This is a genomic window from Bacillus sp. CECT 9360 (genome assembly GCF_918741275.1).
Classification (GTDB): Bacteria; Bacillota; Bacilli; order Bacillales; family DSM-1321; genus Peribacillus.
Genome location: NZ_CAKKNA010000012.1, coordinates 1 through 13,302, shown reverse-complemented (window position 1 = coordinate 13,302; position 13,302 = coordinate 1). Strand labels below are relative to the sequence as shown.

At 43.6% G+C, this 13,302-nt stretch carries 12 protein-coding genes and 14 tRNA genes; 5 read left to right on the top strand and 21 right to left on the bottom strand.

All coding sequences use genetic code 11. From position 1 onward, the window contains the following. Positions 1-99: 99 nt before the first annotated feature. The 3 genes from yidD (at position 100) to LQ216_RS15100 (ending at position 1,810) form a co-directional block, all read left to right on the top strand. Positions 100-324 (top strand): membrane protein insertion efficiency factor YidD, encoded by a 225-nt coding sequence (gene yidD, locus LQ216_RS15110; RefSeq protein ID WP_230130300.1) that lies wholly within the window; start codon positions 100-102, stop codon positions 322-324. Positions 325-531: 207 nt separating this feature from the next. Further along, positions 532-1,485, top strand: coding sequence for a zinc ABC transporter substrate-binding protein (locus LQ216_RS15105; RefSeq protein WP_230130299.1), 954 nt, complete (start codon positions 532-534; stop codon positions 1,483-1,485). A gap of 163 nt (positions 1,486-1,648) precedes the next feature. After that, the gene (locus LQ216_RS15100) at positions 1,649-1,810 is read left to right on the top strand and encodes a DUF1540 domain-containing protein (RefSeq protein ID WP_230130298.1); all 162 of its coding nucleotides are present in this window, start codon (positions 1,649-1,651) and stop codon (positions 1,808-1,810) included. Between the two features lie 41 nt (positions 1,811-1,851). On the opposite strand, the gene LQ216_RS20405 is transcribed toward LQ216_RS15100, so the two are convergent. From LQ216_RS20405 to LQ216_RS15070, 7 genes are all read right to left on the bottom strand, one after another. Further along, a complete protein-coding gene (locus LQ216_RS20405; RefSeq protein WP_290369283.1) occupies positions 1,852-1,986 on the bottom strand; it encodes a hypothetical protein in 135 nt (44 codons plus the stop codon). A gap of 212 nt (positions 1,987-2,198) precedes the next feature. Next, the gene (menC, locus tag LQ216_RS15095) at positions 2,199-3,305 is read right to left on the bottom strand and encodes an o-succinylbenzoate synthase (RefSeq protein WP_230130297.1); all 1,107 of its coding nucleotides are present in this window, start codon (positions 3,303-3,305) and stop codon (positions 2,199-2,201) included. Beyond that, the gene (locus tag LQ216_RS15090) at positions 3,302-4,798 is read right to left on the bottom strand and encodes an o-succinylbenzoate--CoA ligase (RefSeq protein ID WP_230130296.1); all 1,497 of its coding nucleotides are present in this window, start codon (positions 4,796-4,798) and stop codon (positions 3,302-3,304) included. Before LQ216_RS15090 ends, menC begins: the two co-directional genes overlap by 4 nt. 89 nt (positions 4,799-4,887) lie before the next feature. Next, positions 4,888-5,706 (bottom strand): 1,4-dihydroxy-2-naphthoyl-CoA synthase, encoded by an 819-nt coding sequence (gene menB / locus LQ216_RS15085; protein WP_230130295.1) that lies wholly within the window; start codon positions 5,704-5,706, stop codon positions 4,888-4,890. A 12-nt stretch (positions 5,707-5,718) separates the two neighbouring features. Further along, positions 5,719-6,528, bottom strand: a complete 810-nt coding sequence (gene menH / locus LQ216_RS15080; protein WP_230130294.1) for a 2-succinyl-6-hydroxy-2,4-cyclohexadiene-1-carboxylate synthase — start codon at positions 6,526-6,528, stop codon at positions 5,719-5,721. Beyond that, on the bottom strand, positions 6,525-8,282 hold the full coding sequence (gene menD, locus LQ216_RS15075) for a 2-succinyl-5-enolpyruvyl-6-hydroxy-3-cyclohexene-1-carboxylic-acid synthase (RefSeq protein WP_230130293.1): 1,758 nt from the start codon (positions 8,280-8,282) through the stop codon (positions 6,525-6,527). The genes menH and menD overlap by 4 nt, the downstream gene beginning before the upstream one ends. Beyond that, on the bottom strand, positions 8,275-9,681 hold the full coding sequence (locus LQ216_RS15070) for an isochorismate synthase (RefSeq protein ID WP_230130292.1): 1,407 nt from the start codon (positions 9,679-9,681) through the stop codon (positions 8,275-8,277). The genes menD and LQ216_RS15070 overlap by 8 nt, the downstream gene beginning before the upstream one ends. A gap of 299 nt (positions 9,682-9,980) precedes the next feature. Here LQ216_RS15070 and LQ216_RS15065 point away from each other — a divergent pair, with 299 nt between their 5' ends. Together LQ216_RS15065 and LQ216_RS15060 are read left to right on the top strand one after the other, a co-directional pair. After that, entirely contained in the window at positions 9,981-10,919 is a 939-nt protein-coding gene (locus LQ216_RS15065) for a 1,4-dihydroxy-2-naphthoate polyprenyltransferase (RefSeq protein ID WP_230130291.1), read from the top strand. Positions 10,920-11,066: 147 nt separating this feature from the next. After that, the gene (locus LQ216_RS15060; protein ID WP_230130290.1) at positions 11,067-11,822 is read left to right on the top strand and encodes a TraR/DksA C4-type zinc finger protein; all 756 of its coding nucleotides are present in this window, start codon (positions 11,067-11,069) and stop codon (positions 11,820-11,822) included. 60 nt (positions 11,823-11,882) lie between these two features. Here LQ216_RS15060 and LQ216_RS15055 read toward each other — a convergent pair. The 14 genes from LQ216_RS15055 to LQ216_RS14990 form a co-directional block, all read right to left on the bottom strand. Then, positions 11,883-11,954, bottom strand: a tRNA-Glu gene (locus LQ216_RS15055). Between the two features lie 3 nt (positions 11,955-11,957). Continuing rightward, positions 11,958-12,048: transfer RNA gene (locus LQ216_RS15050), tRNA-Ser, on the bottom strand. 3 nt (positions 12,049-12,051) lie between these two features. After that, a tRNA-Asn gene (locus LQ216_RS15045) sits at positions 12,052-12,126 on the bottom strand. A 1-nt stretch (position 12,127) separates the two neighbouring features. Continuing rightward, positions 12,128-12,204: transfer RNA gene (locus tag LQ216_RS15040), tRNA-Ile, on the bottom strand. 11 nt (positions 12,205-12,215) lie between these two features. Continuing rightward, positions 12,216-12,289, bottom strand: a tRNA-Gly gene (locus LQ216_RS15035). 11 nt (positions 12,290-12,300) lie between these two features. Next, a tRNA-His gene (locus tag LQ216_RS15030) sits at positions 12,301-12,373 on the bottom strand. 23 nt (positions 12,374-12,396) lie between these two features. Further along, positions 12,397-12,469, bottom strand: a tRNA-Phe gene (locus LQ216_RS15025). A gap of 114 nt (positions 12,470-12,583) precedes the next feature. Further along, positions 12,584-12,660, bottom strand: a tRNA-Asp gene (locus LQ216_RS15020). A 7-nt stretch (positions 12,661-12,667) separates the two neighbouring features. After that, positions 12,668-12,741: transfer RNA gene (locus LQ216_RS15015), tRNA-Met, on the bottom strand. 48 nt (positions 12,742-12,789) lie between these two features. Next, positions 12,790-12,882: transfer RNA gene (locus LQ216_RS15010), tRNA-Ser, on the bottom strand. 14 nt (positions 12,883-12,896) lie between these two features. Further along, positions 12,897-12,973: transfer RNA gene (locus LQ216_RS15005), tRNA-Ile, on the bottom strand. A 15-nt stretch (positions 12,974-12,988) separates the two neighbouring features. Further along, a tRNA-Met gene (locus tag LQ216_RS15000) sits at positions 12,989-13,065 on the bottom strand. A gap of 25 nt (positions 13,066-13,090) precedes the next feature. Continuing rightward, a tRNA-Ala gene (locus LQ216_RS14995) sits at positions 13,091-13,166 on the bottom strand. Positions 13,167-13,176: 10 nt separating this feature from the next. Further along, positions 13,177-13,253 (bottom strand) — tRNA-Pro (locus LQ216_RS14990). Between the last annotated feature and the right edge of the window lie 49 nt (positions 13,254-13,302).

Below are 13,302 nucleotides of genomic sequence, written 5' to 3'. Positions count from 1 at the left end.
ATCCCCTATAATACGTGAGTTGTCCTGCATTCTTTTTTCGAATAAGTTGTGATATAGTAAAATCATCATTTTACTGTAACGAAAAAGGAAGCGACCTTCATGCTAAAAAAACTGCTACTTGGTGTCATCCGATTTTATCAGGTTGCCATCTCACCACTGAAGCCTCCCACTTGCCGATTCTACCCTACCTGTTCTCATTATGGATTAGAAGCCATCAAGCGATTTGGGCCGTTTAAAGGAAGCTGGTTGACGCTCAAGCGAATCGTAAAGTGCCATCCCTTCCACCCTGGCGGCTTTGATTATGTGCCTGAAAAGAAAAAATAAATAATCCGCACTCAGGCGGATTAGAAAACTCCAAGGCGGAGATTGCACTTTCACGGATGGGAAAGTTTGTACTTTCCTATCTGCCAAATAAATTTCGCTTGCATTATACGACCCATTCATTGTATTATACAAAGGTCAAATCGGAATCATTACGTTTTTTTATTTATTAAATCGGAATCAATACGAATTATGAAAAGGGTGAATACTGTGAAAACAAAGGCAATACTGTTATTGTTACTTAGTCTTGTCGTTATCCTTTCTGGCTGCAATGATGATAAAGGGGTAACTAACAGCGATAAAAGTGATGGAAAGATTCAGATTTTCACCACCGTTTATCCATTAAAGGATTTTACTGAGAAGATAGGCGGTCAATATGTAGAGGTTGAAACGGTATATCCGCCTGGTACGGATGAGCATTCTTTTGAGCCATCACAGAAAGAGATCATTCAAATGGCTGAGTCAGACCTGTTTTTTTATATCGGCCATAACCTTGAAGGATTCGTTACGAAAGCTGAACCAATCTTGAAACAAGAAGGAGTTAATTTAACACCGTTAGGCCAAAAGATTCATATTGAGCACGAAGAACACTATGAACAAGATGAAGAACACCATGATCACGATACTGATATTGGTCACGCCGATATCAATCCGCATTTATGGCTAGATCCGATGTATTCCCTGGCCATGGCTGGAATCATTAAGGATTCGTTAATCAAGGAAATACCAGATCAAAAAGAATACTTTGAAAAAAATTACAAAGATCTTGAAAAACAATTGCACGAGCTGGATGATAAGTTCAAGGCAGCTGTAAAAAATTCAAAAACAAATAAAATAATCGTCTCACATGGAGCATATGGATATTGGGAGAATCGATATGGGATCGAACAAATCAGCGTGACTGGGCTGTCCGGTTCAAGCGAGCCTTCTCAAAAACAGCTTGAAGAGATCATAGAAACGGCAAAAGAAAATGATCTCCAATATATCATTTTTGAACAAAACACGAGCTCAAAGCTCACAGAAATTATTCAGAATGAGATAGGTGCCAAACCATTACGATTGCATAATTTATCGGTGTTAACTGAAAAAGATATCGAGAACGATGAAGATTATTTCAGCCTCATGAATCAAAATGCTGAAACCCTAAAAACTGCCTTACGGTAAAAAACTATCGATATTTTGTAAAAAAACGAATGTTGCTAACAGCGCATTCGTTTTTTAATGGATTCCATCCCAATAATTCACCGTTCTGTTGCAAGTATGAACAGTCCCTTTTTGATTCACCCTAATATTGTACCGTTACAATACAGCATAAGGAGTGAATGACATGGCACAGGATGTTAAATGCTCAGTTGATAGCTGTCATTTCTGGAAGCATGGCAATCGTTGTTCAGCCGATATGATCAGTGTTGTGAGCTACTCAGAGGAACGGGCGCGTACAAGTAACGAAACCGGGTGCAGAACATATAGACCCGCTGAAAATCTTTAATATTAAATAAGCCTACAGGTAAAATCCTGTAGGCTTTTGTTTTATAGTCTAGGCACGTTCCACTTTCTCTTCAACGTCTGTAGCTCCTGGTCAGCCAGATCGGTAATCTCCTTCACAACAGACACAGGCAATCCTCTTTCCAATAGAATTTCCGCAATTAGGTAAGGTTTTTTCATTATATAAAAACTCAACTCCCTGCCACATTCTTAAACTGCCTAGCATAATTATATAAATAAAATTCCGGCAAAAAAAGCGGCATTGGCCCATTTCCATCCAAAATGGGCTGACAGAGTATTTTTTAAAAGAAAACTCACCAAAGAGCAAACCTCCTGAGCCCAGTTGCACTTTTGCAGATAGAAAAGTATATGCTTTCCTATCTGCAATTAAATTATCGCTTAAATGATTCCCTGAACGTGGTTTTCAATTCAAGCTGTTTTTCATTCACTTCAAACCCGATACCCGGTTTATCCGGCACAAATATATGACCATCCTTCACCTGAACTTCCGGATCAACGATGTCTTCTTCCCAATATCTTGCTGAGGAAGAAAGATCGCCTGGGATTGTGAAACCCTCTAAAGAGGATAATGCAATATTATGGGCTCTTGAAATGCCAAATTCAATCATGCCGCCACACCAGACCGGTACATCATTTTCGAGACATAGATCATGAATACGGACAGCTTCGGTCCAGCCGCCGACGCGTCCCATTTTAATATTGATGATTCTGCAGCTCCCTAAGCGAAGGGCACTATACGCATCATGAAGGGAACAGATACTTTCATCGAGGCAGATAGGCGTTTTTATTGCCCTTTGCAACAAAGAATGGTCGATGATGTCATCATGTCGAAGCGGCTGTTCAATCATTTGAAGCTTAAATGCATCAAGCTTCTTGATATGATCCATATCATTAAGAGTATAAGATGAATTCGCATCAGCCATCAACGTAATTTCAGGGTAATGTCGCCGAATTTCAGCTAATAGACGGACATCATTATCGGGACTGATTTTCATTTTAAAGCGTTGATATCCTTCTGCTTGAAAATCTTCTATCTGGCGTAAGGCTGTTTCTATCGAATCAGTGGCAATTACGACACCCGCCGCAACTTTTTGTTTTGCCCCCCCAAAAAGCTTGCCCAGATAAACTCCTTCTTGCTTAGCATATAAATCCCAGATGGCCTGCTCCATTCCGGATTTTGCCATCGCATTCCTTCTAATGCCATCCCAAATATCGGCTAGTTCAGAAGGATGATTCAAATCCATTGCCAAAAGCTTTGGTACGATAAAATCCTTCAGCATATGGTAACACGTTTGAATCGTTTCCTCCGTATACCACGGGCTTGAAAAAGGGACTGCCTCACCATATCCAACCGTGCCATCACGATCGACAGCTTTAATGATGATAGACTCTCTAACCCGGACTGTTTCCAAGTGGGTTTCAAACGGCGATTTTAGCGGGGCCGAAATGATTTTCAGTGACACAGAGACAATATTCATTCACTGGCCTCCAAGCTTTTTTTAAGCTCCCGCCTTGATAGCTTATTGGAAGCATTTCGCGGCAGCGCGTCGCAAAATATAACCTGATTTGGTACCTTATATGATGCTAAATGTTCCCTACAGTAGGCTATTAGCTCTTTTTCGTTTGTTCTTGCTTCTTCGTGGGTGACGACAAACGCGACCGGAACCTGCCCCCATCTTTCATCAGCCTTCGCCGAAACCCCAGCTTCAAAGACAGCCGGGTGCTGGCTGATAACGGATTCGATTTCAGCCGGATAGACATTTTCCCCGCCTGAAATAATTAAATCTGCTCTGCGGTCCAGCACATAGAGAAACCCGTCATCATCTAAATAACCGATATCACCTGTATAAAGCCAGCCATCTTTTATCGCCTTTTTCGTTTCAGCTTCCCTGTTCAAATAGCTGCTCGTCACATTAGGACCCGAGACCACGATTTCCCCGGGCTCTTCCGTCCCTGCCGGTCTGCCATCGATCTCTATTTTCAATCGGGAAGGAAAAAGTGGCTTTCCAGCAGAGCCGATTTTTATCAGGCTATACTCGGGGACTAAGGTTACAATCTGCGAGGAAGTCTCTGTCATGCCGTACGTTTGATAAACCGGTATCCCCTTATCTTTGCACGCTTCAAGCATAGACTTGGGTGCAGGTCCTCCGCCGAGGAGCATGCAGCGGAAACTTTCGGGATAGGTTTCGTTGCCCAACGCCACAAGCATCCTATTCAACATCGCTGTCACCACTGAAATGATTGTTACCCCTTTTTGTTGAATCATGGCATTCGCTTCATCCTCTTCAAACCTCTCGACAAGGATGACCTTCATTCCATAAATCACGCTTCTCATCAGAATCGATAGACCACTTATGTGAAAAATAGGGACACCGCAAAACCAGCAATCGTCTTCAGAAAGTCCCAAGTTCAGCATCGAACCCATCGCACTCCACCAATGGTTTCCGAATGTCTGGATCACGCCCTTTGGATTGCCCGTCGTTCCTGAGGTATACATGATCGTTGCTGTATCTTGAAGAATAAACTCCTCTTGGATATTTGCTTCATTCAAGGTTGTAATCAATCGGATTTCTTCCATCTTTGCAATAAAGACTCCTGAAGACTGCTTCTTGATTTCAACCAGCTTTTCGTGGAAATGTTTTTCTGATACCAGCCATTTTGAACCGCTATCTGCCAGCTGCCAGCTTAACTCCTTAGGCGTTAGTCTGTTGTTGAGGAACACAATCTTGGTCCCCAGATAGAAAAGAGCATGAATCATAACCACGCTGTCGATATGATTCCGCACCAAAAGAGCGCAGACGTCTCCAGCTTGAAAACCCGTGGCGACAAGTTTTCCAGCAGTCTCCTCGGCCATAGCATCCAGTTCGTTAAATGTATATAATTTGTTTTTGAATTCGACGGCCACTCTGTTTGGTGTCAATTCTGCTCTTTTTTTCAGCCAGTTAGGCAGTTTTTCTTCTGCAAACATCATTTCATTTCTCCTTTATTTCAAAGCCGGTATAAGAAAAGAGCTCAACAGGGACCATAGGTCCCGTTGAGCTTTCAGTTAATCTCCTTGAATCAAGGGAAGCGAGGGAATTGTCCAAAATCTGGCTTGCGCTTCTCTTTAAATGCGTCACGGCCTTCTTTCGCCTCGTCTGTTGTATAGTAAAGAAGCGTCGCGTCTCCCGCTAACTGCTGAAGTCCGGCAAGTCCATCGGTATCAGCGTTCATGGCTGCTTTCAAGAAACGAAGAGCTGTTGGACTTTTCTCAAGCATTTCTTCACACCATTTCACCGTTTCAGCTTCCAACTGCTCTAACGGGACAACTGTATTCACTAAGCCCATATCCAAAGCTTCTTGGGCGTTATATTGACGGCATAGGTACCAGATCTCTCGCGCTTTCTTATGTCCGACGATACGCGCGAGGTATCCTGAACCGTACCCTGCATCAAAGCTTCCTACATTTGGCCCGGTTTGGCCAAACACAGCGTTATCAGCCGCAATCGTTAAATCACATACCACATGAAGCACGTGACCTCCGCCAATCGCATAGCCTGCTACCATGGCGACAACCGGTTTAGGGATAACTCGGATTAAACGCTGTAGATCCAAAACATTCAAGCGCGGGATTTCGTCTTCCCCTACATACCCGCCGTGTCCGCGGACACTTTGGTCTCCGCCGGAACAGAACGCTTTTCCGCCTTCGCCCGTCAAAACAATCACACCTACACTCGAGTCATCCCTTGCTCTTGAGAATGCATCGATTAATTCCATTACCGTCTTTGGACGGAATGCATTATGTACTTCTGGCCGATTAATAGAAATTCTTGCGATTCCATTATAGTTTTGATACAAAATATCTTCATACTCGCGAACTGTTGCCCACTCTATTGCCATTATATCTCCTCCTTATTCTTTAAACAAAAACCTACTAATTATTTTACCAAACTTTTTGATATCTTCCACATGAATTGCATGCCCGCATCCCTTTATTATTTGCCAATCACCATTTTTCATTTGCTTTTGCATTTGACTTGCAATTCGGCAAAATTTATCATCAAGCTCTCCCGTCACAAGCAAAATAGGAAACTTAAGATGTGGCAATCGATCCCACCAGGAAGGCTGGCTGCCGGTTCCCATTGCGATTAGACTGTTTGCCAAGCCTGTCTCAGAGTTTGAAAGCCGTTGTTTTCTCATCTCCCTGAGTTGATCGGAAGGCAGGTTTCGCTGTGTTTCAAATAACGGGATGCTTTCCCAATAATCGATAAATCGATTCAGGCCAACGTGTAAAATTCGTTCTGCGAGCTCTTTATCCTGTCTCCTCCTCATTCTTCTTTCCTCGACTGTTAAAAGTCCGGGAGAAGCACTTTCGAGGATAAGCTTATTGATATATTGCGGAAACATACAAGCAAAAGTTAATGCAAGCCTGCCACCCATCGAGTAGCCAAGCATATCGACTTTTTCCAGTTCCAAGGCTTTAATAATATATTGCAAATCCTTTGCGACTCTTTCTATTTTATAACGATTGCAGTCATCTGGCGAATCTGTGTCTCCATGTCCTATTATATCGACCATGATAAGCTTGTGCTTGGAACCTAATAAAGGAACAAGGGAATTCCATGTTTCACGACTTCCGGTAAAACCATGCAAAAGAAGCAATGGCTCCCCTTCACCACTTATGTCCACATGATATCTTACACCATCACTGACAATTTTCATTCTAATTCCTCACGTAACGCCTCTTTTATTTCCTGGGAAACATGACTCCACAAGTTTCGATGTTTTAAGACATTCGATTCTCTGTTTGTCGGTACTTCAATAACCTTTAGTCCGGGAATATTAAAGGATTTTGTAAATGTTTCTGAGAATTCATCCCAATTACCAACGTTGGTGTACTTTCCTTCATAAAGAGCAACGGCATGTGCAAAGTTCAAACCATGTGGAGTGCCAAATAACATCTCAAAATAATCCTTTTCTGATGCTTGAGGTAAAAAGGAAAAAATACCGCCGCCATCGTTATTAATCAGTACGATTGTAATGTTGGTCTGCTGCAGCTTAGCAGCCATCAGTCCGTTCATATCGTGAAAGAAACTCAAATCCCCAATAACTAACACGGTGTTTTCCATTATCGTACTAACGCCAAGAGCTGTAGAAATGATCCCATCAATGCCATTGGCGCCCCGATTGGCAAATATCCTGATTTCTTTGTCATTGGAAAAAAAGAATGTATCCAAATCCCTGATCGGCATGCTATTCCCAACAAATAGGCTTGAGTTTTCCGGCATCAAGTCTTGAAGCAGTAAAAACAATTTACCTTCATCTAATGCTTGTTCATCACGAATTGATGAAAGAGCATATTTAGCTGTGTTATTCACTTTGAGCCATTTTTCCCGCCACGTATCGTCTTCATTCTTTTCAAGTCGTTCTAAGACACTGCTGCAAAATAAGAGTTCATTGCTGTAAATCATTTCCGTGACCAGACCAGCAGGCTCTCTCCATCCGGACCCGCCATCCACTACCAGATGTTTTGCATGTCTGTGTTTTTTTAAATAAAGCAAAAGGGCTTTTGAAACAGGCATAGCGCCGAAACGAAGTACCAAATCCGGCTTAAGGACCCCCACTGCGTTGTCGTCACGGAGAAATGTATCATAGCAGTCGATTATATGCTCCGAGTTACGGATTCCGCTCCTTATTTGGGATAAAGGGTCGGCTAAAATTGGAAAAGAAAGCTTTTCCGCTAATGACATAACGGCTGCTTTTATCTCTTCATTTTTCAATTCGCCGCAGACAATGATTCCCTGCTTGGATTCTAATAGGGCGTTTGCAATCGCTTGCAATTGTGTAGGGGATAGCGTCAGTTCCCCCCTTTCTACAGTTACTGCGGTTGCTTTTCTTTCCCTGACTATTCGGTAATTCTTCACATCATCCATGAGCGGGACAAGTGGCTCACGGAGCGGAAAGTTCAAATGCACCGGTCCTGCCGGTTCTTTTGCAGCTGTTGCTACCGCCCGCGCTCCAATTGTTCTCGCATATCTGATCATTTCCTCTGAATGCTCCGGAATCGCCATTTCCACAAACCATTTAACGTGCTTTCCATACATTTGAACCTGATCGATTGCCTGTGGCGCGCTGACATCCCGAAGCTCATGCGGACGGTCAGCTGTCAGCACGACAAGAGGAACCCTCGAATAGTAGGCTTCAATTATTGCTGGATAGTAATTGGCGGTGGCCGTCCCTGATGTACAAACGATTGCAACCGGTTCGTGAAGCGCCTTTGCCAGCCCGAGAGCAAAAAAAGCGGCTGAGCGCTCATCAATATTCAAATGCACTGTAATATCAGGATGTTCAGCAAGCACCAGTGCCAAAGGAGTTGACCTTGAACCTGGACTGACGACAACATGTTTGACATCCGTCTGAGCAAGCTCATCAACAAAGGATGCGATATATGCGGTTATTGCTTGTCTGTCATTCATCCAAATTTCCTCCTAAGGCACTTAACATGGGCTTAAACTTAATAGCTGTTTCGATATATTCACTTTCCGGTGTCGAATCTTCGACAATGCCACAACCGGCAAACAAAGAAGCTTCCTTCCCCTGCAATAAGGCCGAACGGATTGCCACCGCAAATTCACCGTTTCCATACGAATCTGTCCAACCAATGGGGCCCGCATAAAAGCCCCGTTCAAGGAGCTCCACCTCCCGAATCCGTTTAACCGCTTTTTCTTTAGGCAAACCGCCCAGAGCAGGAGTCGGATGCAGCTTCTCAAGCATTTCAAAAATCGATACAAATTCATCGCACATCCCTTTTACGGGCGTATATAAATGCTGGATATGCCGGTTTTTCATTAACACAGGACTTTCCGGAATCTGCACCGTGCCGCACACCGATTTCATCGCTTCGCCAATCATGGAAACGACGTATTGATGTTCGACGAGATTTTTTTGGTCATGCAGCAATTCATGTCCAAGCCTTTCATCCTCTTGCTCATCTTTCCCGCGGGCAATTGAACCAGCCAGGCATGTGGAAATCATTTCATTGCCAGTCTTTTTAATTAATCTTTCAGGCGAGGCACCAATAAAACAATCACTGCCGACCTCCAGACTAAAAATAAAACTTGCTTGCTGCTCGGCAGCCAATTTTTGTAAAACTTGTTCTGAATAGATTGGATTTTTAAAAACGAGTCTCATTTCTCTCGCCAGCACTAATTTATCCAAATCAGAATGTTTAATTTCTTCTATCGCCCCTGCAACGGTATCCTTCCATTGCTCAGGAGCTATTTCTTTTTTCGAAATAATTTCTTGAGGTCTATCTTCCATTTCAACAGAACTGTTTATGATTGAATCCCTTTCATTTATCTTCTTTATGAAGAGCTCTAGATGGTCTTCCGGCGAACAAATAAGGTTGGTTGTTAAGTATGCTTGTCCCTTTACAATCGATAGCATAAATGTAGGGATATAGAATAAATTATCTCCAAATTGATCCCACAATAGGGAATCACTTTTATTGTGATCAAAAGAAAAGCCTCCAAACAATAACGGCCCTGTAGCATCTTTACGTGTGAAGCCTGTCTTTACGGCATCTTCCATGATAGCCTTCCAGCTGTTTTCCACACCCCTAAATCGCGTGCTGCCAGCTGTCGCCTGGAGTTTCTCTACTTTACCTAAACCCGCTAGGATTATTTCTTTATTAGGATCCTGCCAAAAAAAGCGTTCACCCAAGTATTGTTCTCTTCCTGCTCGATAAAATGAAAAGGGGTTGATATGATCAACTTCTACAACTTCACTGAACAGGACGTTATGCTGTTTTCTTTTCGCTTCATCCAGTGCTGTTTTCAGCCCTTCAATCAACGCAGTTTCATGTGAGATTGCCAAAACAAATCCCCCTATTCTTTCCCTTTAAAAAGCTTTACAAACCTATTTAAAGATACACCTCGATTTGACCTCATGTCAATTATTCCAGGACTTTTGAATAATTTTCGTCCAACTTACTTCCTTATTATATAATGAATCGCAAAAACCTGACAGGATTCCGTACATTGCCATTTTTTATAGTAAAAAAGACATTGACACTACCCTCTCATTTTTCTACACTTAATTTGTAACGATTTGTTCATATTTAGTTTCTCGATATAATTTCAGAATATCAATATATACTTTTAAGGAGAGAAATCATGCAAACTCGAATTCACACAGATTCAGCTCCACTCCTTCCAGATAATAAACCCAATTGGAGGGTTTTATGGCAGCTGACTCGTCCACATACATTAACTGCAGGATTTGTGCCGGTATTGATTGGTACTGCACTCGCTATCCAGTTATATGATATCAATGTCTTGCTTTTTGTCGCCATGCTGCTTGCCTGCCTACTTATCCAGGCTGCGACCAACATGTTTAATGAGTATTATGACTTCGTACGGGGTCTGGATACTGAAGAATCCATTGGCATTGGCGGAGCCATCGTGAGAGATGGCATGGCTCCAAAAACCGTCTTGAAACTCGCGCTCTCTTTGTACGGCATTGCTACAATGCTTGGGGTTTATATATGTATGGAATCCTCCTGGTGGCTCGCTCTCATCGGCTTGATTTGTATGGCGATAGGATATTTATACACCGGCGGGCCATTGCCGATTTCATCTACGCCCTTTGGAGAGCTATTCGCCGGATTTTTCATGGGCTTCCTTATCATACAACTGGCTTTTTTCATCCAAACCGAAAATGTTACCACATTATCTATATTGGTTGCCATCCCCATCGGCATATTAGTGGGTTTAATAAATCTGTCAAATAATATTCGCGATCTGGAAGGCGACAAAGAAAACGGTAGAAAGACGCTGGCAATTTTAATTGGCCGCAAAAAAGCTGTGTCCCTTCTCGGCTGGATGCTCGCGCTTACTTATATATGGATTATATGCCTTGTCGCATTCGAAACTGTATCGCCCTGGGTTTTGTTAGTACTGTTCAGTGTCCCAAAAGCCTTCCAAGCAACAAAAGGTTTTATTGGAAAGACTGTCCCAATCCAGATGATGCCTGCCATGAAAGCAACAGCTCAAACGAATACATTCTTTGGTTTCCTCTTATCCATCGGCTTGTTTATAAGCTACTTCTTATAATTTTTTTACTACCCTTCCTTATCGGCAAGGGTCTTTTTTTTGCATTCTTTAAGCACTGTTAAATTGTGGTTTGTTTTTCTCTTTAAAGATTCGGGTATTGAATATATAAGCAACTCAAATATATTCAAACGATAAGGAGTGCAAACCATGGCTACTAGGGAACAAATTACTACTCTAAAAGAAGAGCTGTTAAATCATAAAGAAGAACTACAAGATAGGGTGACACACGATCGAGAGGATTGGCTGGGAGACAGTCAGAGTGATGCTGTCGGGGAATTATCTGCATACGATAACCATCCGGCAGATATGGGAACGGAATTATTCGAACGCGAAAGAAACATGGCCATTGATAATCACGCAGAGTCAGAGATTGAGAAAATCGATTCTGCCTTACAGGCAATCGAGGAAGGCTCTTACGGTACTTGTAAAATATGTGGAAAGGAAATCCCTTATGAGCGGTTAGAAGCTGTGCCAGCCACCTTATATTGCGTAGATCATACCCCCGATCAGAATGCGGTCCATGACCGTCCCGTGGAAGAAGAAGTGTTAGAACCTTCTCATGGAGATCACTTCGAAAACCGTCGGAAAGGTAACGACATTAACGATAAAGAAGATAGCTTTGGGGAAGTCGCCCGCTTTGGGACGTCTGAGACTCCTTCTGATTATACCGGAGACCATGAATCTTATGATACCTTATATAAGACAGTGAGTGAAAATGATAGGTTTACCGAGGAATACGAAAGCTTCCTGGGGAACGACATGGACGGAAAAAACAGAAAAGCCTATCCCTCGAAAAAACAAGAGGAATATGAAGATTTGCTGGATGAAGAAAATATCGAATCACCATTGGGCGATGTCCCTTACAAGCGCTCAGATGGGTATGTGGATAACGATAAAAAATAGTCGGCCATTCCCGCATAAATACAAAAAAGCAGCATACACTTGGTATGCTGCTTTTTTGTATGACCCCTACGGGATTCGAACCCGTGTTACCGCCGTGAAAGGGCGGTGTCTTAACCGCTTGACCAAGGGGCCGGATGGCAGAGAAGAAGGGATTCGAACCCTCGCACCGCTTACGCGATCTACACCCTTAGCAGGGGCGCCCCTTGAGCCACTTGGGTACTTCTCTATATGGCTCCGCAGGTAGGACTCGAACCTACGACCGTTCGGTTAACAGCCGAATGCTCTACCACTGAGCTACTGCGGAATGGTGGGCCTAAATGGACTCGAACCATCGACCTCACGCTTATCAGGCGTGCGCTCTAACCAGCTGAGCTATAGGCCCATTCGGAAAAATGGAGCGGGTGATGGGAATCGAACCCACGATATCAGCTTGGAAGGCTGAAGTTTTACCATTAAACTACACCCGCATAATGAAAGGGGCGACTGATGGGAATCGAACCCACGAATGTCGGAACCACAATCCGATGCGTTAACCACTTCGCCACAACCGCCACAAATAGAAATCTTGAAAAGGTGGCTCAGGACGGAATCGAACCGCCGACACAAGGATTTTCAGTCCTTTGCTCTACCGACTGAGCTACTGAGCCATACATAATATTATTTAGCCAAATTCAAATGGCCTTGTCTTTTATCCGTACTCAGAAAGTCGATACAAGAAGCAACTCGTAGCTACTGAGCCAAAATACTTTTTAAAATAAAAATGGCGGTCCGGACGGGACTCGAACCCGCGACCTCCTGCGTGACAGGCAGGCATTCTAACCAACTGAACTACCGGACCATTATGATTGCGGGGACAGGATTTGAACCTGCGACCTTCGGGTTATGAGCCCGACGAGCTACCAGACTGCTCCACCCCGCGACGGTAAAAATGATACAGATTTGTATATAGACCAAGCATTAAAAATTATGGAGGAGGTAGAGGGATTCGAACCCCCGCGGGCTTTGACACCCCTGTCGGTTTTCAAGACCGATCCCTTCAGCCGGACTTGGGTATACCTCCATATTCAACAAAAATGGTGGACCTTGTAGGACTCGAACCTACGACCGGACGGTTATGAGCCGTCTGCTCTAACCAGCTGAGCTAAAGGTCCCATATATTTTATAAATGGTAGCGGCGGAGGGGATCGAACCCCCGACCTCACGGGTATGAACCGTACGCTCTAGCCAGCTGAGCTACACCGCCAAAATAAAATATATCGTTATAAAATTGGTGGAGCCTAGCGGGATCGAACCGCTGACCTCCTGCGTGCAAGGCAGGCGCTCTCCCAGCTGAGCTAAGGCCCCAATATGGACATGGTCGGGAAGACAGGATTCGAACCTGCGACCCCTTGGTCCCAAACCAAGTGCTCTACCAAGCTGAGCTACTTCCCGTAATATATGGTGCGCCCGGCGGGAGTCGAACCTACAACCTTCTGATTCG

Coding starts and splice junctions, on each gene's coding strand:
- yidD (WP_230130300.1), top strand. CDS start 100: ATGCTAAAAAAACTGCTACTTGGTGTCATCCGATTTTATCAGGTTGCC.
- LQ216_RS15100 (WP_230130298.1), top strand. CDS start 1,649: ATGGCACAGGATGTTAAATGCTCAGTTGATAGCTGTCATTTCTGGAAG.
- LQ216_RS20405 (WP_290369283.1), bottom strand. CDS start 1,986: ATGAAAAAACCTTACCTAATTGCGGAAATTCTATTGGAAAGAGGATTG.
- menC (WP_230130297.1), bottom strand. CDS start 3,305: ATGAATATTGTCTCTGTGTCACTGAAAATCATTTCGGCCCCGCTAAAA.
- LQ216_RS15090 (WP_230130296.1), bottom strand. CDS start 4,798: ATGATGTTTGCAGAAGAAAAACTGCCTAACTGGCTGAAAAAAAGAGCA.
- menB (WP_230130295.1), bottom strand. CDS start 5,706: ATGGCAATAGAGTGGGCAACAGTTCGCGAGTATGAAGATATTTTGTAT.
- menH (WP_230130294.1), bottom strand. CDS start 6,528: ATGAAAATTGTCAGTGATGGTGTAAGATATCATGTGGACATAAGTGGT.
- menD (WP_230130293.1), bottom strand. CDS start 8,282: ATGAATGACAGACAAGCAATAACCGCATATATCGCATCCTTTGTTGAT.
- LQ216_RS15065 (WP_230130291.1), top strand. CDS start 9,981: ATGCAAACTCGAATTCACACAGATTCAGCTCCACTCCTTCCAGATAAT.
- LQ216_RS15060 (WP_230130290.1), top strand. CDS start 11,067: ATGGCTACTAGGGAACAAATTACTACTCTAAAAGAAGAGCTGTTAAAT.